The organism is Micromonospora sp. KC606 (genome assembly GCF_004348675.1).
GTDB lineage: Bacteria > Actinomycetota > Actinomycetes > Mycobacteriales > Micromonosporaceae > Micromonospora.
The window spans coordinates 21,901-42,040 of record NZ_SMKN01000016.1 but is presented as its reverse complement, the minus strand read 5'-3'; the positions used below and the strand labels follow the sequence as shown (position 1 = coordinate 42,040).

General features: G+C 67.7%; 16 protein-coding genes and 1 pseudogene. 5 read left to right on the top strand and 12 right to left on the bottom strand.

Going from position 1 to position 20,140, the window contains the following annotated elements:
• Positions 1-47 precede the first annotated feature (47 nt).
• From E1193_RS06510 to E1193_RS06490, 5 genes are all read right to left on the bottom strand, one after another.
• Positions 48-1,214, bottom strand: coding sequence for a glycosyltransferase (locus E1193_RS06510; protein ID WP_132181223.1), 1,167 nt, complete (start codon positions 1,212-1,214; stop codon positions 48-50).
• 156 nt (positions 1,215-1,370) lie between these two features.
• Positions 1,371-1,994 (bottom strand): isochorismatase family protein, encoded by a 624-nt coding sequence (locus E1193_RS06505; protein WP_132181221.1) that lies wholly within the window; start codon positions 1,992-1,994, stop codon positions 1,371-1,373.
• A 59-nt stretch (positions 1,995-2,053) separates the two neighbouring features.
• Positions 2,054-3,268: a 3-deoxy-7-phosphoheptulonate synthase gene (locus tag E1193_RS06500; protein WP_132181219.1), complete on the bottom strand. Its 1,215-nt coding sequence runs from the start codon at positions 3,266-3,268 to the stop codon at positions 2,054-2,056.
• Between the two features lie 374 nt (positions 3,269-3,642).
• Positions 3,643-5,517: an anthranilate synthase family protein gene (locus E1193_RS06495; protein ID WP_243707332.1), complete on the bottom strand. Its 1,875-nt coding sequence runs from the start codon at positions 5,515-5,517 to the stop codon at positions 3,643-3,645.
• Positions 5,518-5,627: 110 nt separating this feature from the next.
• On the bottom strand, positions 5,628-6,398 hold the full coding sequence (locus E1193_RS06490) for a 2,3-dihydro-2,3-dihydroxybenzoate dehydrogenase (protein ID WP_132181215.1): 771 nt from the start codon (positions 6,396-6,398) through the stop codon (positions 5,628-5,630).
• Between the two features lie 249 nt (positions 6,399-6,647).
• Between E1193_RS06490 and E1193_RS06485 the strand changes: the two genes are divergently transcribed.
• The 3 genes from E1193_RS06485 (at position 6,648) to E1193_RS06475 (ending at position 10,568) form a co-directional block, all read left to right on the top strand.
• Complete coding sequence (locus E1193_RS06485) at positions 6,648-7,352, top strand: BTAD domain-containing putative transcriptional regulator (RefSeq protein WP_132181213.1); 705 nt, start codon at positions 6,648-6,650, stop codon at positions 7,350-7,352.
• Positions 7,353-8,342: 990 nt separating this feature from the next.
• Entirely contained in the window at positions 8,343-9,494 is a 1,152-nt protein-coding gene (locus E1193_RS06480) for a transposase (protein ID WP_165945660.1), read from the top strand.
• Between the two features lie 96 nt (positions 9,495-9,590).
• The gene (locus E1193_RS06475) at positions 9,591-10,568 is read left to right on the top strand and encodes a glycosyltransferase (protein WP_132181209.1); all 978 of its coding nucleotides are present in this window, start codon (positions 9,591-9,593) and stop codon (positions 10,566-10,568) included.
• Between the two features lie 449 nt (positions 10,569-11,017).
• Here E1193_RS06475 and E1193_RS06470 read toward each other — a convergent pair whose 3' ends face one another.
• Both E1193_RS06470 and E1193_RS06465 read right to left on the bottom strand, forming a co-directional pair.
• Positions 11,018-11,557, bottom strand: a complete 540-nt coding sequence (locus E1193_RS06470; RefSeq protein ID WP_132181207.1) for an NAD(P)H-dependent oxidoreductase — start codon at positions 11,555-11,557, stop codon at positions 11,018-11,020.
• Positions 11,558-11,800: 243 nt separating this feature from the next.
• Positions 11,801-13,009 carry an MFS transporter gene (locus tag E1193_RS06465; protein WP_165945658.1) on the bottom strand — a complete coding sequence of 403 codons (1,209 nt, stop codon included), beginning with the start codon at positions 13,007-13,009 and terminating at the stop codon, positions 11,801-11,803.
• Positions 13,010-14,422: 1,413 nt separating this feature from the next.
• Here E1193_RS06465 and E1193_RS06460 point away from each other — a divergent pair.
• Positions 14,423-14,917, top strand: a complete 495-nt coding sequence (locus E1193_RS06460) for a hypothetical protein (RefSeq protein ID WP_132181203.1) — start codon at positions 14,423-14,425, stop codon at positions 14,915-14,917.
• Between the two features lie 11 nt (positions 14,918-14,928).
• Here the strand turns inward: E1193_RS06460 and E1193_RS06455 are convergent, their stop codons facing one another.
• Together E1193_RS06455 and E1193_RS06450 are read right to left on the bottom strand one after the other, a co-directional pair.
• A complete protein-coding gene (locus E1193_RS06455) occupies positions 14,929-15,177 on the bottom strand; it encodes a hypothetical protein (RefSeq protein ID WP_132181201.1) in 249 nt (82 codons plus the stop codon).
• Entirely contained in the window at positions 15,174-15,536 is a 363-nt protein-coding gene (locus E1193_RS06450; RefSeq protein ID WP_132181199.1) for a hypothetical protein, read from the bottom strand. The genes E1193_RS06455 and E1193_RS06450 overlap by 4 nt, the downstream gene beginning before the upstream one ends.
• Before the next feature lie 243 nt (positions 15,537-15,779).
• Here E1193_RS06450 and E1193_RS32955 point away from each other — a divergent pair.
• Positions 15,780-15,921 (top strand): annotated as a pseudogene (locus tag E1193_RS32955) (MerR family transcriptional regulator); the annotation flags it as partial.
• A gap of 146 nt (positions 15,922-16,067) precedes the next feature.
• On the opposite strand, the gene E1193_RS06445 reads toward E1193_RS32955, so the two are convergent.
• From E1193_RS06445 to E1193_RS06430, 3 genes are all read right to left on the bottom strand, one after another.
• A complete protein-coding gene (locus tag E1193_RS06445; protein WP_132181197.1) occupies positions 16,068-17,216 on the bottom strand; it encodes a serine hydrolase domain-containing protein in 1,149 nt (382 codons plus the stop codon).
• Positions 17,217-17,474: 258 nt separating this feature from the next.
• Positions 17,475-18,974, bottom strand: a complete 1,500-nt coding sequence (locus E1193_RS06435; protein WP_132181195.1) for a cellulose binding domain-containing protein — start codon at positions 18,972-18,974, stop codon at positions 17,475-17,477.
• Positions 18,975-19,006: 32 nt separating this feature from the next.
• Positions 19,007-19,984, bottom strand: coding sequence for a pectinesterase family protein (locus tag E1193_RS06430; RefSeq protein ID WP_132181193.1), 978 nt, complete (start codon positions 19,982-19,984; stop codon positions 19,007-19,009).
• Positions 19,985-20,140 lie beyond the last annotated feature (156 nt).

Below are 20,140 nucleotides of genomic sequence, written 5' to 3'. Positions count from 1 at the left end.
GTCGTCACGGCCGGGCGTCTGCGTCGCCGCCCGGCCGTGACGACGGGTCAGTTCGAATCGGCCGTGACCCGATCGGTCAGCGCGGTGAGGTGCCGCGCCGCGGCGTCCGCCCCCTGGCTGTCCAGGACCAGGGTGCCCAGTCGCCGCGCGTTGGACCGGAAGTCGGGCTCGTCGAGCATCCTTCGCGCGGCTGCCCGGATCTTCGCCACGCTCGCCGTGGCCGCCACGCTCAGCCCGACCCGGTGCTCCTCGACGAACTCGGCGGTGGGCGGCTGGTCGAAGGCGATGACCCGCTGGTCCTCGGCTTGCCCGGTGAGGCACAGGATGCCGACGCCGTGGGTGAGCGCACGCATGACCGTGCCGTAGCCGGCGTGGTTGACCACGAGCGAGGCCCGTCTCATGAGTGGACCGTGCGTCGCGAACGCGACGGCGCGGGCGTTGGCCGGTACGGTGATCCGGCCCGGGTCGACCGTGCCGGTCGTGGCGAGCACGTGGACCGGCAGCGCGGCGAGTGCGTCGAGCGTGCGTTGCAACTTGGTGACCGAGTTCTGGAGCTCGTCGGTGGTGAAGCTGACCAGCACCAGTGGGGTCGGGTCGTCGGGTGCCCACGGCAGCTCGTACGGGCGGCACTGGGTGTCGTCCTCGAGGACAGGACCGCCGTAGCGGACGTTGGGCCAGGGGTTGCCCACCGGGCCGTCAAACTCGTCGATCGCGTTGACCATGAACAAATCCCGGGCGCCGAACAGTTCGTCCAACTCGGGCAACGGCTCGAAGCCGAGGGACACTCGGGTTTGGCTCTGGTGGCGCATCATCGTTCGCCAGCTACCCAGGGTCCGGCGTAGGAAGGAGTGCAGGATCACCGCGGTGGGCACGCCGAAGCGCGGTGCCACCGCCAGTGCGCCGCCGAAGTTCGAGTCGATCACGACCGCGTCGGGGCGCTCCGCGGCGGCGACCGCGAGCAGTTCCTCGGCGACGGCGGGCGAGGTGAGGTACGCCAGCGTGCGACCACGCGGATCGTCCTGGTAGCGGTCGGCGTTCGCGTACGCCTGGCGCAGCTCGACGGCATCGAACTCGGTCGGCCGGACCTTGCGCGTCATCTCCGGGCGGCCGGCGAAGACCACGCGGTGACCCCGTCGCGCCAGCGCACGGGCTACGCCGAGCCCGTACGGCATGTTGCCGCCACCGTCGTAGCACGCCCACAGGAACGTTGCCATGTCGTTCTCCCCATCATGTCGATCCGGGCGGTGCCCGCACCTGTCGACAGATTCCAGGTCGGGCGCCCGTCGTCGGCCCGGGCCGGGCAGGTCTGTCAGGTTCGGGCGCGGGCGGTGCCGGCCCGGGTGCGGTCGGCCACGTCCGCGTTGGCTTTGTCAGGCCAGAATCTCTGCCACGGTGGTGAGCACCGCACAGCGGTGGGCTGCGTAGTCGATGGTCATGCGGTGATGGTCGGCGGAGAAGTCAGCGATGGCGTCCGCGACGAGGAACGGCTGGATGTCGTTGGAAAATGCCTCGATCGCGGTCATCAGGACACCGACGTGCCCGTACACGCCACAGATGACGAGCTGGTCCCGGCCGGCCGCACGCAGTCGTTGCAGCAGGTGGGAGCGGAAGAAGGCGCTGTAGCGCCATTTGGTGAACATCCAGTCGTCGGTGGTGGGTGCGAGCGGCTCGACGATCTCCCGGTCGGCGGGTGTCGTGGTCATGCCGGTGCCCCAGAAGTCCTTGAGCAGGCCGCGTTGCTCCTGCGTCATGTCGCCGGGCTGCGCCGTGTAGGCGACCGGCATGCCGAGCGCGGTGCACCTCTGCCTCAGGAGAACCACATTGCGGACGAGCTCGTGCCGGACGCTCTCCGGCAGCGGGCGGAGGAAGTATCGCTGCATGTCATGGATGAGCAAAGCCGCGCGCCGGGGTTCGGCAACCCACTGCGCGACGTTGTCGGGCAGCTCATCCGCCGTCGGCATCGAGTAAGGCGCAATCGCCGGAATGCCCGCCATAGATCTCTCCTTTCCATGGAAATCTGTCGAACACCGCGTTCGATGTCCTGCCGTAAGTCTCACCTGTGCCATGCCGAGACCACGGAGAGCGCCTGCGCGGGATTGAGCCGGGGGTCGCAGAAACTGGTGTAGTTGTGCCGGACGTTCTCGACGTCGGAGTCAGACCGCACGCATTCGGTCACGTCGTCGGGGGTCGTCTCCAGATGGAGGCCGCCCGCGACGCCTCCGGCGGTACGGACGGCGACCTGGAAGCGGAGCACCTCCTCGGTAATCGTCCGCACCGAACGGGTCTTGAATCCGTCCGGCGTCCCTACCGTGTTGCCGTGCATGGGGTCGCACAGCCAGATCGTCGGATGCCCGGCTGCGCGGGCCGCGGACACCAGTGCCGGCAGGCGGTCGCCGACGATGTCGGCTCCCATCCTGGCGATCAGCGTGAGTCGCCCCGGTTCCCGTCGGGGGTCGAGCCGGTCGCAGAGGGCGAGGAGCTCGCCTGCCGTCATCCTGGGCCCGACCTTGCAGGCCACCGGATTGACGACCCGCGAGAGCAGGGCGACGTGGGCGCCGTCCGGCTGGCGGGTGCGGTCGCCCAGCCACGGCCAGTGGGTGGAGGCGAGCAACAGCCTGCCGTCCTCGAGCTTGCGCACCAGGGGAATCTCGTAGTCGAGCAGCAGTGCCTCGTGGCTGGTCCACACCGCCGGACCGATGTGGTGTTCGTGGTTACGGCCCGGCCAGCCGAGGTGGTCCATGACCGCGCTGGCTGCCCGGTACGCGCTGAGTATCCGCCGGGGATCCGGCCGCCGGATTTCTGGATCGGGTTCGGGGCCGTTCACCATGTGGCCGCGGTACACCGGCAGCTCGGACTCCCCGACCCGCTCCGTGGGGCTCGAGCGAGGCTTGGCGAACTGGCCCGCAATCCGGCCCACCCGCAGCACCGGCTTGGCGATGTTCATTCTCAAGGTGCCCGCGAGCGAGTCCAGCAGCCCGGCCTTGCGTTCCACGTAACCGGGGGTGCACTCGGCGGGGTCCTCGGCGCAGTCGCCGGCCTGGATCACCGCCGCGCCACCCGCGGCGACGACGGCCAGCAGGGAACGCAAGGTGTCCACGTCCCGGCCGTCGACCAGGCCGGGGCGGGCGGCCAGCGTCTCGCGCACCCGCCGGACCAGCGACTCGTCGCTCCACTCTGGCTGCTGCAGGGCCGGCCCCAGGTCCCTGCCGGGTATGACGCCTTCGACGGCGTCGACAGATCCGTCCAGAGACAGTTGTGTGGCAAGCACGGCGATCCCCCGGATCCGTTCGGTAACTGTTTCGCTTTCGGCATTCCAAGTCTTTGACCGCTCGTCGGGCGCCGCAAATCCTCGTCGGATAATTCGTCAGGTGAGCCGGAGAGCCGGTCGGGCGGCGGCGGAATTTGTCGCGCACGCTCGCCTACAGAATTAGGGCCGGGTCGATGCTTGTCGTTGTGTTGGTGGTGTTTACCGGGCGGGCGTGGCGGCCAGTGGCCCTCCGTTCGGGGGACTGTACAAACGATCGGTTCCTGAGTTCGCCGCGGCGCTCAAGCGCGTCTACCTCGCGGTGTTGAGTTTGGACCCAACCGGACAAGGCCGAAAACGCCGGTCCAGGCCGAAAGAGCGGGCCCAACGCATCGACATCACCTTCGACGGACGCGTCGGGGCAGCAGCGAGGAGAGGAGCGAGCCGAGAATTCGGGGACCGTCCTGGGTGAGGACCGACTCGGCGTGGAACTGCAACGAGGCGAAGTGGGGCCCGCGCAGCGCGTGCACCTCACCGGTCCGCGGGTCCCGGCTGACCTCGACGGTGCCGATCCCGGCGCAGTCGACCTCGTCGTGGGTGCTCTGGGCCACGAACGTGTTGTAGAAACCCACCCGCTCGGTACGGCCGAACAGGTCGATCTCGCGCTGGACGCCCTGGCTTGGCACGCCGCGCCGGTGCAGCGGAAGCCCCAGTTCCCGGCTCAGCACCTGGTGGCTGAGGCAGACGGCGAGGAACGGGCGACGCCGGGCGAGCAGCTCGCACACCGTCGACCGCAGCTGGCGAATCTTGGGATGGTCGGTGACGCGTGGATCACCGGGCCCGGGACCCATGACGACCGCGTCGTAGCCGTCCAGATCGTACGGTTCGTCGAAGCGCCGCACCGTCACCACGCATCCCATCGCCTGCAACTGCTGCCCGATCATGGAGGTGAACGTGTCCTCGGCGTCCACCACGAGCAGGCGACGACCGTCGAGGGCCGGCTCCGGACGATGCCGTTGCGCGTCCTCGGTCAGCCAGAACCCCGCGATGAGCGAGTTCCGGTCCGCGAGGGCCGTCCGCACCTGTGGATGCTCGGCGAGCGGCTGGGGCTCGTCGTCGGCCGCCGCGATGAGCGCCGCGGCCTTCACCCGGGTCTCGTCGGCCTCGGTTGAGGCGTCCGAGTGGCGTACCAGGGTGGCGCCGACGCCGATGTGCACCCGTCCGTTCACGTCGATGTCGGCAGTTCGGATGAGGATGGCCGAGTCCATCGTGCGTGCGCCCGAGGAGTCCCTCCCGATGAGTGCCGCGACGCCGCTGTAGTAACCGCGTCCCTTCGGCTCGTACCGACCGATCACGCGGCATGCGCTCTCCAGTGGGCTGCCGGTCACCGTTGGGGCGAACATCGTCTCCCGCAGGATCTCGCGCGGGTCACGGGCACTGCGACCTTCGAGGAAGTACTCCGTGTGCGCCAGGTTCGCCATCTCACGCAGGAAGGGACCGACTGCCCGGACGCCGCTGTCGCAGATTCGGGCCATCATCTTCAGCTCCTCGTCCATTACCATGTACAGCTCGTCCGCCTCCTTGCGGTCGGCCAGGAAATCGAGCACGCCCAGCAGTGACGGCCCCGATTCGGGGTACCGATAGGTGCCGCTGATCGGGTTCATCACCGCGGTGCCGTCGTACCAGCTGACGTGGCGCTCCGGGCTGGCCCCGAGCAGGGTGCCCTTGCCGGTGTGCACGATGAACGTCCAGTAGGCGTTCTTTTCGAGCCGTGCCAGGCGCCGGAACCAGGCGAGCGCGTGGCCGGGCGAGTAGTCCGCGATGTCGGCGACGAAGGAGCGTCGCACGACGAAGTTGGCGCCCTCGCCCGTACCGATCTCGTCCGTGATCACCCGCCGGACAATCCGCTCGTACTCGTCGTCGGCGATGTCGAAGTGTTCGTTGAGAAACCGGTTCCGCAGTCGCGGGAGCCGGTCCAGGACCGCGGAGAGTGGCAGCCGCGCGTGTTCCCTGACGGCCATGGAAACCAGCGGTGTGCCGTCGTCGACGCACTCGAACCCGCGCTCGGCGATCTGCCGGAAGGGGATCAGGACCAGCACGTCCTGGCTGGGACCGGTGCCGCCGGCCGGCGGCAGCGGCACCTCCGCAAGCGTCTCGGGTGTGCCAACCTCGCCCACCATCACATCGACCCATTCCGTGCCGCCCCGTTCCGGCCGGTACACCAGCGCGAAGGGAGGTGGTTCCGCGGACAGGACGCGGTCCAGCAGGGACAGCTCCGCCTCGGCCGCGCTCACCGAACCCTCCCGGGCGTCGGTGGCGAAGGCCGTACCGGCGGCTGACAGTTCACCCATGTTCTTCTCCTCTATGGGAACCGGTACGGCACCTAGGCACCCAACGCGGCGCCACCGTCGACCGTGAGGCTGTGCATCGTGATGTGCCCGGCGGCATCGGAGAGCAGGAACGCGACGGCATCCGCGATGTCTTCGGCGGACGCCAGCTTTCGCAGCGGGATGCCCACCTTGTATGCCTCCGGCGACCCGGCGAGGGCCGTCTCGGGGCCGCTACCGCCGGACCACATCGAGCGCAGCATGGGGGTGTCGGTGGACCCGGGCGCGACCACGTTGCACCGAATGCCGTGTTCCGCCATCTCCAGGCCCAGCACCTTGGTGAACATCGTCGCCGCCGACTTGGAGGCACAGTACGCGGCCATGGACATCCGCGGTGTGCCCGCCGCGTTCGACGCAACGGTGACGACCGCGCCGCGCCCGCGTGGCGCCATCCGTTCCACGACGGCCTGCGACGTGCAGAAAACGCCGTACGCGTTGACCGCGAACGTGGCGGCCCAGTCGTCGTCGGTCAACTCGCCCACCTTCCCGAGCCGCAGCACGCCGGCAGCGTTCACGAGCGCGTCGATGGGACCGAGCCGGCGTTCGGCGTCGGCGACGGCGGCACGGACCTGCGCCCGGTCCGACACGTCGGCGGGCACGGTGCAGACGACCATTCCCTTGTCGGTCAGCACCTCGGCGACTTGTGACAGCCGTAGCGACGGGAGATCGACCAGTGCGACCGCCATGTCGTCCTCGGCCAGCCGCCGGGCGATTGCGGCACCGATGCCACCGGCCGATCCGGTGACGAATGCGACACGCTTCTCCATCTCAGGGCCTCCGATTCGACCAGGACCCCACGATCGTGGACGCCAGGCGGCCGGCTGCCAACGATCGACGCCGATCTTCGTCACCTGCGGGCGGTGCGGGAGACGGCGCCGCCCGCCCTGTTTGTCGCACGACCTCCTACGACCTTGGTAGATCATTCTTTCTGGAAAGTAGCCGCTACCTTGGCCAGCCTCCGCCGTGCGCCTAGCGTCCAGAACCAACGTTGGCCTTGGGGACAGGCGGGAGTGGAGATGGTCCGGCACGACGGCGCTACCGTGAAGGCCCGATTTCTTGGCGGCTACACGCTGACTATCGGCGGCCGCCCGGCGCTGGCGTGGCGAGCCGGCAAGGCCACGGCACTGTTCCAGTACCTTGTCGTTCACCGGGAGCGACTGGTCACCAAAGACCAACTGTATGACGCGCTGTGGCCTGGCAAACGCCCGGATGGGTCGAGTTCGCTCAAGGTGGCCGTCCACGCGGTGCGGTGTGGCATTCAGGGTACCGACGCCGTCCGGATCGAAAGCTGGGCGGACGGCTACGTTCTGCAAGCAAACTCATTGTGGACAGATTTCGAGGCAGTCGAGGCATCCGTCGAGGCGGGCCGCCGTGCGGCGGCCCGCCTCGACCGGGCTGCCGCAGCCGAGCAATTCCGTCTTGCGGTTCAGTCCTATCACGGGGCATTTCTTCCCGAGAGCGATGCCAGTTGGGCTGCGGATCGTCGGGAATGGCTACGAACGCAGGTTCTCCAGGCGCTGACCTGGTTGTGCGAGCTGGACGTGGCTGCTGGGGACACGTGGGCCGCGATGAAGTGGTATCGCCAGATGCTCGAGATCGACCGATATGCGGAGCATGCCTACGAGGCGTTGGCGGAGATTCACGAACAGCTTGGTCTGACGGGTCAGGCGTTCCGTTGGCGATCACAGATGGCTGTCGTATCCGGCAACTTCGCGTATTGACACGAGCGAGGCGCACCGAAGGGGCGTGAGGCGTGTCACCGCGCTGCGGCGGGCCTGAAGATGTACCAGCTGACGACCCTCGATCGTCGCCACCAGCATTCGCCGTATCCACGGCGTGCGCCCCGGCTCCCGCCCCCGGGCTGAACCGGCGTCGCCCGAGCGGCGACCGCGACTCGCCCGCTGAGGCCGCCTGCCGATGCTGGTCGATGTGCCTCTGGACCGGGCCATCACGGCTTCGCTGACGTCGGAGCGTCTAGCCAGGCGGAGCGTGGTGCGCCAGTGCCAGCGCCAGTACGACGCGGCCAGATGATTCGAGCCTTGTCCCCACGCCGCGGTGCGAACACCGCTGCGCCCCGATCACGACGGGTCACTCACGCCGCCCTTTTGATGCTGAACGGCCCTGACGAGCCGGGCGACGTGGCCCATTCGAGCGGATAACCGGTGCATAACCCGCCATGACTACGGTTGGCGAAACCGAAGGATTGGCGGATACCTGTATGAGCGACGAGGCGCTGGACGACTACTTCCGCATAGTCACAGATGATCTAGCTCAGTCTGCCATCTGGGCTCTGGCCCGCCAGTTGCCCCGTGGCTGGCGGCACGGCGTTCGCCGGGACACCCATGTGGCACCGATCGGCCGTCTGCCGTGGCCCTCGGCGCTCGCGGGATCCACCGCAGGCGGGGCCCGTTCTCAGAAATTTCCGTATTGCAATCGTGAGGCGCGTATGGCCGTCGCCCACAACTATCCATCCCTTCCCGGCCTGAACTCCGCGATACCGGACGGCGCGTTTTGCCGTACGTCCCGCCGACCTGTGCGACATGACGAACTTCGGCCTGCCGGGAAACAATTCGACTTGGTGAGACGTCTCCGTAGCCCGGAATTGAATTTCAGGTAAATCTGAAAGCGGGGATATTATGCATCAGAAACGCAGGGAACGTATCGGTGGTGTCGCACGCCAGTCGAGCGGGCGAGACAATCAGGACGAGGTCGTGGAGCAGTTGTGCGATGAGCTTTTCAGCTCGTTGCGGCGTCGGGACCAGCGGGACAAGGCGCATAGCTACGTCACCGGCCTACTCAACACCTCCGGGCGCAAGTCCGTCCGCAACATCGCACAGATGTTCGACGTGCCAGGAATGGAACAGAGTCTGCACCACTTCATCAACGACTCGAGTTGGGACTGGATGCCGGTTCGCCGGGCGCTGGCGGAGCATGCCCTGGCGAACCGGCCGGTGCGAGCATGGGTGGTGGAGCCGATGGTCGTGCCGAAGACCGGCGAGCACTCGGTAGGGGTGGCCCCGTCGTTCTTCACCGACGGCGGGCGGACCCAGAACGTCCAGCTGTCCTTCGGGATCTGGGCAGCGTCGGAGCGCGGCAGCATCCCCGTCGGCTGGTGGCTGCACGTACCGCAGGAATGGCTTGCCGACGACGAGCGGCGCTCGCGCGCCGTCATCCCCGCCGCGCTGCGGCCGACCACCATCGAAGGCGGTGTCGTCGAGGCGTTCCGGAACATCCTTCCGCAGGGTGTGGACGCCGGCATCCCGTTCGTGCTGGACGCCAGAAGGCTCGACGCACTCGCCGTGGTCAGACGCCTGGCCCTCACCGGGACGCGGTTCCTGCTGCGCGTCGGGCCCGCGACCCCGCTCGTCGTGCGGGATCCGGCTCTCGTCGGCCGCGTCGGGACGGTGTTGCCGGCTGAGCAGATCACCTGGGCGAGTCAGTCGATGCGGTGCCCGGTGCCGTGGTACGACCCGTGGGAGGACGACACGGTACATACCAGCCTGGTTGCCAGGGTCTCGGTTCAGCTGCCGACATCCCCGTTGCGGCCGCCCGTACACGGTCGTGACATGACTCGCGCATCCGACCTCGGGTTGCTGTGCTTGAGGGCTGGGCGAGCGGACGGCGCCTTTCACGCGTGGCTGACCAACCTCACCGCGGACCGACTTCCAGGGACGCTGTACGCGGCCAGTCTCGTACAGCGGGTCCGACTGGAGGAGTCCGAGATCGCGGGTCGCGTGGGCATTCGCGACTACGCAGGACGCACGTTCACCGGCTGGCACCGGCACGCCACCCTTGCCTCCGTGGCGCACGCCGTGGTGTCCAAGCGCCTTCACCGTGGGCGCAAGTTGCAGATGGCCAGCTGACCCGCCGCAGCCTGCACCCACGGCGAGGATCGGCGATGGCGAACGCCGGGGTCCGGTTTCGCAGGAACCATATCTCAGGAATGGAGAACCAAGTTCATGTCACCGCCTGTGCTGAGCGTGGTCGTCCCGATGTTCGAGGTCGAACCGTACGTCTCACCCTGTCTTGAGTCATTGGTCTGTCAGAAACTCGATGACATCGAGATCGTCGTTGTCGACGATGGCTCCACCGATGGAAGTCGGGCGATAGCCGACCGATGGGCCCGTCAGGACTCCCGTATCCGCGTGCTTGAGCAACCGAATGCCGGCCTGAGCGCCGCCCGCAACACCGGCGTGCGTGCGGCACATGGACGTTACCTCGCATTCTGCGACAGTGACGACGTGGTTCCCGCCAACGCTTACGCCGCGCTCGTCGGTTCTCTCGAGACCACAGGATCTGACTTCGCCTCGGGAGATGTACGTCGTTTCAACAGCACGGACGTACGATCTCATCCCGGTTACAGAGACACGTTCGCCCGTGACCTGCGTCGCGCGCACATCCGTCGCGACACCGCACTGGTGCGCGACCGTATGGTGTGGAACAAGGTGTTCCGCCGCTCGTTCTGGGACGCGAAGAAACTCGGTTTTACATTGCCGGTTTTCGAGGACGCACCCGTGATGATACGGGCGCACATCGAGGCGTCGGCGGTCGACGTGCTGTCGGAGGTCGTCTACCTATGGCGCATGCGGGACCAGGGCGTGCCCTCTATCACGCAGCGAAAGTACGAACCGGCGATCTTCGTAGCCCGCATGCACATGGTAATCGACACCTTCGAGGTCATCTCGGCACTCGCCGCGGAGCTGATCCCACTGTATGGCGATGATATGTGCCGAGGCGATATCCGGGACGCGCTCCGCGCGCTGAATTCGTACGACGACGCCAGCCTGAGGGAGGCACTCTCGCTCGCCCGCTCGTTCGTCACGAGTGTCCCTGCCGACATAATTGATGCCCTGCCGCCGACGGACCGCCAGATGATGACCCACCTCATGCGGGGAGAATTGACTGAGCTACGTCAGCTCGTGAAGGAATCCGACTAGTGCCTCGTCTTTGAACGTTGATCGTGTTGTCCGCCCCTTCCGGTCGTGTCTCGGGCAGGCTGTCTCCTAACCTCGGCCCCTCGGTAGGGGCTGTCCAAGGCGTGGGCGGAGAGCGGACAAGTTCCTTCTGACCAGGGACGATAGGGCTTGTAGAAGGTCCTGGGCCTTTGGTGCACCTGGCCGTACTGGGCCTGTTTGCCTGCTGACGGGGAGCGGAGGAAGTCCGACCCACGTCGTTGCCGACAACGCCCCTCGGTCCGCCGCCATCGCGACGGACCGAGCAGGCGGCCAGCACAGCCGTACGGCGCCCGACGCTGCTGTTCGCCGCATCTTGCGCCGTGGCCCCGGGTGCGTGGCCGACACGCCGAAGTGCTCGGCGATGTCAGCGCGAGGCTGGGCACCAGCAACGGCGCCACCATCGACGGCGCGTGCGCCGGTTTTTCCGCGGTTCAGTCGCAGTAGTCGCCGTTTCGGCGTCCCGACTGCAGCATGCGGGCCCACCACTCGAGTTGGTTCAGCATGCCGTCCACGGCTGCCTCGGCCTTCTCCGGCTGTAGCAGCCGACCGTCGCTGTCGAACAGCGAGTGCGCCCAGTGGAAGCTAACGGTCGCCCGGATCGTGACGGCGTGTAGTTCGGCGAAGACCGGGCGCAACTGTTCGACCGAGCGCAGCCCGCCCGCCATCCCGCCGTAGGAGGCGAACGCGACCGCCTTGGCCTTCCACTCCTCCTTGCCGGTGTCAATGGCGGTCTTCAGCCCACCGGGGTAGCCGTGGTTGTATTCGGGAGTCACGACGACGAATGCGTCGGCACGGTCGACGCGCGTCAGGAACTCGGCGGAGTCACCGCCGCCGCCGAGGTCCGCCGGAAGGTGGAAGTCCGCCAGGTCGATGACGTCCACCTCGAACGCATCGTGCTCCTTGAGCTGCGACAGCAGCCAGTTGGCGACGGTCGGCCCGAAGCGGTCCTTCCTCACACTGCCGATGATCATGCCAAGACGGAGAGAGGGCTCTGACAAGGTACGTCCTTCCGGTGAGTCGAGCGATCGGTCTGAAGCGGGGGCGGCACTGTCTCAGGTCGGGGCGTCTCCGTGGCCGATGTGCTTGTGGACATTCGCCGTGCGCGGCAGGCACAAGGCCAGGCACCGGCGCGGACAATCAGCTCGGTGGCCAGTGTGGCCTCGTGCTCCTGCACCTCGGATGAAGGAGCACTCGCTCGAGCCTACAGTGTTTGCTCACGGTGCTCTATGCGTCGGATTGCGGTTCCCCGTGAGCGCCGCTGCGGGCAGACGCGGCGCGACCGCCATCAGGAGGGGGATGGTACCGATCGCTGCTGCGGAGATCACCACCCACGGCACGTCGGCTCCCACCGCCAACAAACTGGTGAACATCAACGGTGCGATCATGCCGGCGATCGAGAACGAATACTGGAACGACGCGAGGTAACGGCCTCGGACATCGATCGGAGCAGCGTCCGAGGCCATTGCGGTGGAGGCTGGTGCGTGAAGCATCTGGGCGGCCGAATAGCACAGGACGGCGACGATGCACGCCGGTGCGGCGAGAGCCTCCGGAACGTGTCGCGCGCTGAGTGTTGCCAGACCCCAACACGCCCAGAGCACGCCTGCCATACCAAGCGGGACTTGTCGAGGGAGGCTCCGCGTCCAGCGGACCACGGCCGGTTGGAGGACCGCCTGCACCACGGTGTTCATCACCAGCAGGGGGCCCACGGCCCATATCAGGCTGGGTAGTGCGCTCGCTATGAACAGGGGAAAGCCAACGCTGAGGAGCATATTGCACAGTGCGTAGACCGTGTTGAGGGAGATCAGCGCGAGAAAGGGACTGTCTCGCAACAGGACGCGGTACCCGCGCCCTTCGAGCGGTTTCGAGGGCGAGGCCCCGGACCCGGGGACTCCCGCCAGCACAAGGATTGCAGCAACAGTCAACAGGGTCGCATTTATTGCGATGAGCCATCGGTAGAGAGCCAGAGAATCGACCGAGAGAGCGAATCCGGCAAGGGCGGCTCCGAGGCCGTAGCCCGCTGCCCTCAGGGCTCCTGATATCCCGAACCACCGATCCCTGGCGCGAGGGTCGGCGTCGCCATCGGTAAGGCTACTGATCAGCGCATAGATCGCTGCCCAAAAGGCCAAACGTCCCAATGCCTCCATTGTTGCGACGGCGAGCACGGAGGTCGGACCAGACACGAACATGTACCCGAAGAAACCCACTGCCTGCAGCACTTGTGCTACGAGGACCACGGGCTTGGCGCCCCAGCGGTCCACGATCCGGCCAACCCACAACGGCAAGGGGAGCGCTATCAGATTTGCTATGGTCAGCAGTATCCCGATATGCGCGACTGACGTATGGGTGCTTTCCGTAAGATATAGCAGAGAAAGCGGTGTGAACGAACCGGCCGTCAACGAGTCGATTGTCAGCACCGCGAACATGCAGGCGGACGAATATTTGCGCGGCCGGCCGAGCTTCGCAGATCCTGCGCCCGCTGATGACACGACTGGCGATCCAGGCTGCAGGATTCTGTTCGGCGGATCCGAACTCAGGCTCCGGCTCATTCTACCAAGAGAATTTTCGCTGAATATCCGCTGAGCCGTCGAGGAGGAGTGCAGGGCTTTTCCGTGGTCGCGCCAGGGGTATGCTGCCGCCACCGTCGTAACACGCCCACAGGAACGTCGTCATGTCACTCTCCCCAAAATGTCGATTCGGGTGGTGCCCGCATCTATCGGCAGAATTCTAGGTCGGGTGGGCGTCTGTCCACTCGCGCCGGACAGGCAGGTCTGTCAGGTCCGGGGCTCGGTCCCGCCGGGTTGATGCGGCTCGGTCGACGCCCGTTCCGGCACCATTCGGGGTCGTCGGCGCCCGTGGGCAGCCGGCCGGAACCGTGAACCTTGTACCGGGCCAGAACCTGCCGCGCAGGCTGTGGCCTGGGAATTCTTGGCTCGGGCTGATGATCTCCCGAATGGTCGTACGGCTGCTGTGCCCGGGGATGATCCGCCTGTTCAACGGTCTGGGCCCGCACTGTCACCCGCCAGGAGCCAGGTTCTGTCCTGGCGGGTGAGGCCGAGGGTGACCAGCCGGCGCAGGTTCCCGGCGGCCATCCGCAGGTGGAGCCATCGGTCGTCGGCTGCCACTCCTCATGGTGATATTTACGTCATCTGCGAAGTTTGAGATCGCGGCGTCTCCGGGAAGGACGGCGTCCGGATACACCCGGTGCCGGGAATAGATTGCCACCCGGTCAGGAGGCAATGTGAGCCACGATGCCGGGTTCTGCAACGGCAGGGACCCTCGGACGGCGCATGCCCAGAGCATCGTCGGCCCACGCACCGCCCGGCACGTCACGGTCGTGAAGCTGGTGGTCGCGGCCCAACTCGGCAACTCGGGACTGGCCACCCGCGGGTCAGCCGTCGGGTCCGCTCTGACCGTGGCGGTGACCGCGCCGGTAGGCGGCGCGCCCGGCCAGGGGGGCACTCGCGGCGCCCGCCACCGGATCGTCCACGGCCACCCGGACCCTCCATGGCAGCCGCCACCGCAGGACCGGCCGAAACTCTGGCCGATGACCCGGCTCCGGCACCGCACGGGCCGATCGTCGCGGCTACGTCGGCCGCGCCCCAGCCGGTCACCACCGCGCCGGTCACCACCGCGCCGGTCCACCACCAAGCCCGTCACGCCTGTCGCGACCAGCCCTTCGGCAGTCATGCTGTCGAGCCCGAACGGATTGGATCCGACGACTCGTTGTTGACAACGGGCCGCTCACGAACCATCGCGCTGGACTTGCCCAACCGGCACGCCTTAACTCACCTCGCGGGGGCTCCCCGCGTGATTCCGACTCGATCCAGGAGAATGTCATGCGTTTTACCCCGATGATCAAAGCGGCCCTGGCCACGGCCGCGGTCGGCGCGGTGTTGGGCGTCGGCGGATTCGCGATCGCCGCGTTCGTCCAGGAAAGCACCACGGATCCGGTTGCGGGTTCGGCCGAGTCCTTCTCGGCCGTTACTGTCACCGGCGCGCAGACCGGCACGCTGCTGCCCGGCGAGAGCGCGCACGTCACCCTCACCCTCACGAACCCGAATGCGAACGTGAAAGCCAAACTGATATCTGTAACCCCCGGCGAGGTTGTTGTCGACACCGTTGTCGACAGCGCCGACAAGGTCTACTGCCACGGCCAGATCGAGCTGTCCACGCTCGGCGCCGACTCTATTTTTCCGACGCTCGCCGTGAGTGAGGCGAACTTCCCGTTCAAGCTGACCGACGCTGTGAAGCTCAAGCCCGACACCGACATCCGTTGCCAGAACATGACGTTCCACACCACATGGACGACCAAGTTCGAGGCTGTTCGCTGAGGGTCCTGGTATCAGCCCGTCACCCCTGTACCGAGCCGGTACCCCGAGCGCCGGACGTCGCTGGTGGGCAGCAACATGAGCAGGACGCTGTCTGGTGTGTACCAGTGGTCGGTCTGCGTCACGAACCGCACGCTGCCCAGCACCCGGGCGTGCAGGTCGGCGTCGGCGAGTAGCCGGTCGTACAGCGCCCGCTCCAGCGTCTGTCGCGGAGTCGGCAGCGCCACATCCGCCACCAGGGTCGTCAGGTCGACGTCGGTCATGCCACGCGCGTGGTACTCGACCTCGCCCTCGTCGTCCTCGTCGACCTCGCTGTGGTGACGGTAGGCCAGCCAGGGTTCGGAAGGCTCGGCCGCCTCGGCGAACGCGCGCGCTCCGACTCCGACGGACCCGGCCCGGGCTCGGACCGGATCCTCAGCGTGTCGTCGAAATCGTCGGTGACCATGACAGGCCGGCGTCCGATGACCGGCACCAGCGCGTCGGCAATCCGCCTGGCCTCGTGCAGGCGATGGGGGTCGATGTCGGCGACGAGGACAGTGCCCGACGGGCCGTGCCCGATCGACAGGCCGGCCAGTGGCGTGCCGACGAACGCCGCTTCGATCTGGTCGAGGTCGTTCCGCACGGTGAGATTGTCTCCGATCATCGACGCGAGGCGACGCGAGGCGACGCGAGGCGACGCGACGCGAGGCGACGTGGCGTGGCGTGGCGTGGAGGCAGGTCGGGGTGCAGATCCCGATCCGGCGAGCAACGCACGCAGCATCCGCCCAGGCCTGGTCGAGAGGTTTTTCAGCGTGACCGGATTACTGTCACCGCGCTGACGCCACCCGAGAACCCTGTACCGTTCCGAGACTCGTTCAACGGCCGTGAGCAGGCGGCGGCCAGCGGAGAGCTGGACATGCAGGACGAGGTCATGCCGGACCCGGCGTTCATCAGCCTGATGGACGCGCTCGCCGATGCTGCCCTCCCCGCTGTCGCGCCCCGCGGAGCTGATCGCCGAGCGTGGCTGAACCGGGTGGACCCGGGTCGAGGAACGCGAATCCTGAGGCAGCACGCCTTACCCCCCGCCGGCCTCGACCGCCACGTCCGCGCGCACTGCGGCTACCCGGGCCCTTCCGCTGTGAAAGGGCCCGGAGTCGCCGCGAGCCGTGACCGCCTATCCCGCCAGGCAGTCGCGTACCGCCGTGCAGAGCAGTTCGGCCCGCTCGTCGTCGACGCCGCCCATCTGGTTGACGACGTAGCCGAAGCCGACCTGGTGGGTGTCGTCGCCGAAGGCAAGGTGCCCGCCCGCGCCGTCGTGGCCGAAGCTGCGTTCGCCGAGCATCGGGCGTGGCGCCGAATGCACCAGGAAGCCGGTACCCCAGCGGTGTCCCGCATCGGGGTGCCCGTACACCTGCTGCCCGCTGGCGCGAACCGTCACGGCGTCGTCGACGGACCCAGGAGTGAGCAGCCGCGCACCGTCGACCTCGGATACGCAGGCGGCGTAGAGGCGGGCCATGCTCTCGGCCGTGCTGACCGCGCCCGCGCCCGGGATCTGGGCGGCCTGTATCGCCGGATCGTTGAAGCTGACGAGGCCGTCTTCGTCGGCGGGAAAGGCGAAGGCGCCGCCCATGGTGATGCCGCGCTCGGCGACCGGGTCGTCGGCCGGGCCAGGGTCACCGAGCGGTGCCAGCATCCAGGCGACCGCGTCGCGTTCGGCGGCCGGCAGTCCAATCCAGGTACGCAGGCCGAGCGGCTCGCCGAGGGTTCGGGAGAAGTAGGCGCCGGGCATCTCGCCGGTGATCCGCCGGATCACCTCGCCGATCAGCCAGCCGTAGGTGATTGCGTGGTAGCTGTGCGCGGTACCCGGTTGCCACAGTGGAGCCTGGGCCTCGATCGCTCTGATCACCGGGTCCCAGGCGAGCACTTCCTCGCGGGTGAAGGGCTCGTCCAGCGCCGGCAGGCCGGATTGGTGGGTGAGCAGCCAGCGTACCGGGATCTCCGCCTTGCCGTTCTGGCCGAACTCGGGCCAGTAGCGGGTGACTGGCGCGTCGAGGTCGAGCCGACCCTGCTGGACCAGCAGGTACGCGCAGATCGCCATGATCCCCTTGGTGCAGGAGAAAACGACGGCGGGGGTGTCCGCGGTCCACGGGCGTCCCGACCGGGAATCGGCCAGCCCTCCGTGCAGGTCGACGACCTTACTGCCCCGCAGGTAGACGGCGACTGCGGCGCCCACCTCCCGTCGGTGGGTGAAGTTGTCACGGAACACGTCGGCGACCCGGCCGAAGCCCTCGTCGACGTCACCGCGGATCTGGGTGTCGATCAATCCGCTATCCCTTCACGGAGCCTTGGAGCAGAGCCTTGATCACTGTTGCTGGAAGATCGGGAACACGATGAGCGTAGGCGTGAGGATGAGCAACGAGCCAGCGCAGAGCAGCACCAGATCGGTCCACCACTGCCCTGGAACGCGCCGAGTGCGGCGGCCATCGTCCGCTTCGTCGCGTCGTCGACGAGCACGACGGCGAGCAGGCACTGGTTCCAGTCGAAGGGTCGGGTGATGGCCGACGCCACGAACGGCGAGACCTCACTGGCCGATGTTGGCCTGCGGTCCGGCATACTGGCGGACCAGTGCCGGCACTTTGGACGCGGGGTCCAGCGTGTACTTGTAGAAGCTGCTCGGCGTGAAGGCCGAGCCGCTGGTCTCCTTGCGGCCCGTGCAGTTGACGGTGATGCTGCCGCTCTGTCGCAGCTGCGCGGTCGCGTCCGGGTAGTACGGGTTCTTCACGTTCTCGAAGTAGCTGTTCTCCAACACCATCTTCGTGCCGCCGCGGGCGTAGTTTCCGTACGAGGCGACGTTCTGCAGGTAGTTGTTGTAGAGGTGGGCGTAGGCCACGTTGTCGGTGCTCGGGTTGCGCTGGTTGGTGTCCTTGATCCAGTTGTGGTGGATCGTCATGCGCGCGGTGACGTTCTCCGTCCAGCCGATGCCGAACGCCTTGTTGTGCCCCGGCAGCACGTTCCACGACACGGTCAGGTAGCTCGTGTCCCTGCGGCTGTCGATCGCGCCGTCGTTGACCTTCGTGATCAGGTTGTGGTCGATCCAGATGTGGTCGGCGGTGTCCATCTGGATGCCGTCGTAGTCGAAGTCCTTGTCGTCGGGGTCATCGGAGGCCACGTCGGTCTCGCCGATGGTCAGGTTGCGGATGATCACATTGCGTACGCCGGCGCCCAGGAAGATGCCGCCGTGCAGGATCGCCCCGTTGCGCCCTACGCCGATCAGGGTTTTGTTCGAGGTCACGCGGATCTCGTAGCCGTAGGTCGGCACGGTGATCTTCGCGTTGATCCGGATCACGTACGGCGTGCTCGCGGTGGCGTACCGGAGCAGATCGGCGTAGGTGGTGACGGTGACCGTGGGGCCGGCCGCGCCGCCGGTCGTACCGTTGACGCCGTTGGCGTTGAGCGAGGCGAACCCGTCGGCCTTGTTCGACCAGGTGCGGCCGCCGGGCCCCGACGGTGCGCTCGCGCCCGGCGCGGTGCTGACGCCCGGCGTGCTGCTCGGGCTCGGCGACGTGCTCGGGCGCGGCGACCTGCTCGCGCCCGCCGAAGGCGAACTCGACGGGGCTGTGCCGCCCGTGCTGCTCGGGCTGGGCGTCGTGGCGTCGGTGCAGGCCGTGCCGTTGAGCGTGAAGGCCGACGGCACCGGATTGGACATGTTGTCCCACGACCCGTTGAACCCGACGTCCACGACACCGTCCGTGGCGATGGCCGCGTTGTTGCCGGCGTCGGCGGCGACCACACTGCCCGAGGTCGGGTTCGCGGTGAACCCCCAGGCCTGCGTCACCGCCTGTCCGGCCGTGAATGTCCAGCCCAGCTTCCATCCGCGGATCGCATCGCCGAGGTTGCGGATGCCGATGCTCGCCGAGAAGCCGCCCGCCCACTGCGACGTCACCCGGTAGGTGACCTGGCAGCCGACGGCGGCCTGCACCGACACCGCGGCCACCACGCCGAGCGGGGTGGTGATCACCAGGATGATCGCTGCGGCCAGGCCGAGCGGGCGGAGCCGTCGCGGGCGACGCCGGTGTTTCATGTTGTTGTTCTCCTTCGAGCGGCCTTCGGGCGTCACAGCGGGTTCCACCCGTCAGATCCGGCGAGGTACTTCTGCGGCGTGTAGTTCCCGGCTTGGGCGTCGCTGAGCTGCGGGCGGTTGCCGTTGACCGTCGCGCCGGGGCCGGTGTTGCGGTACTCCAGGAATCGGGCCTTCTGCCAGGAGCTGCTGGACATGTCTATCCAGGGTTGCCCTGTGGCGAGCGTCGCGGTGAAGTTGGACTCGCGGTAGAGAACCTGGGCGTCGGCCCGCCACGGCCGCCCGAGCTGGGTCCTGCCGCTGTTGTCGCCGGTGATCCTGGATCGGTAGATCAGAAAGCCGTAGGCGCGGGTCGCCGGCGTGCTCGCGGCCGTGATCGGGCCGCCGACGGCGCGCTTCTCGTGGATGGTGCAGTCGTTGAACACCGCCACGCCGGCGCCGAAGATGAAGTCGACGGTGCCCTCGATGTAGGAGTTGACGATGTATGCCCGGGCGGCCTCGTTGACCAGGAGCGTGTCCTGGTCACCGAGCAGCGCGACGTTGTCGAGCACCGTCCGGTCGGCGTTGAGGTGCAGCGCGAGCGCCTGGTCGCCGTCGGCGCTGTTCTCGTCGTAGTCGTTGGAGAAGGTCAGGTTCCGGGCCACGAAGTCGTGCCCGTAGACGAAGACGGTGGCGCTGCCGGACGTGCCGGACATTCCGGCGTAGTGGTTGTTGACGATCAGCACCTTGGCCCGGGAGGCACCGAGGCCCTGCAGGGTCACGTGGGGCTTGTTCGCCGGCACGGTCACGATCTCCCGATAGGTGCCCGGTTTGATGGTGATGACGACGCGCCTGCTGTTGCCGGCCGGGACCGCGTCGACGGCCGCCTGCACCGTGCGGTAGCGGCCGGTGCCGTCCGCCGCGACGGTCGGGGTGCCGGCGCTGCGCGACGGGCTGGGCCGCGAGGGCGAGGTGCTCGCGCCCGGCGTTCCGCTCGGGCTCAGGATCGGGCTCGGGCTCGGGCTTGGTGACACGCTCGCGCCCCCGGTAGGCGACCTGAGCGGGGTCGCGGCGTCGAGATCCGTGGCCGAAGTTTCGCTCGGCGTCGACGCCGCGGCACCCCTGCAGGTCGTGCCGTCGAGCGTGAACGCCGACCGCGCCGCGCTCGCCTCACAACCGGTCCCGCCCCG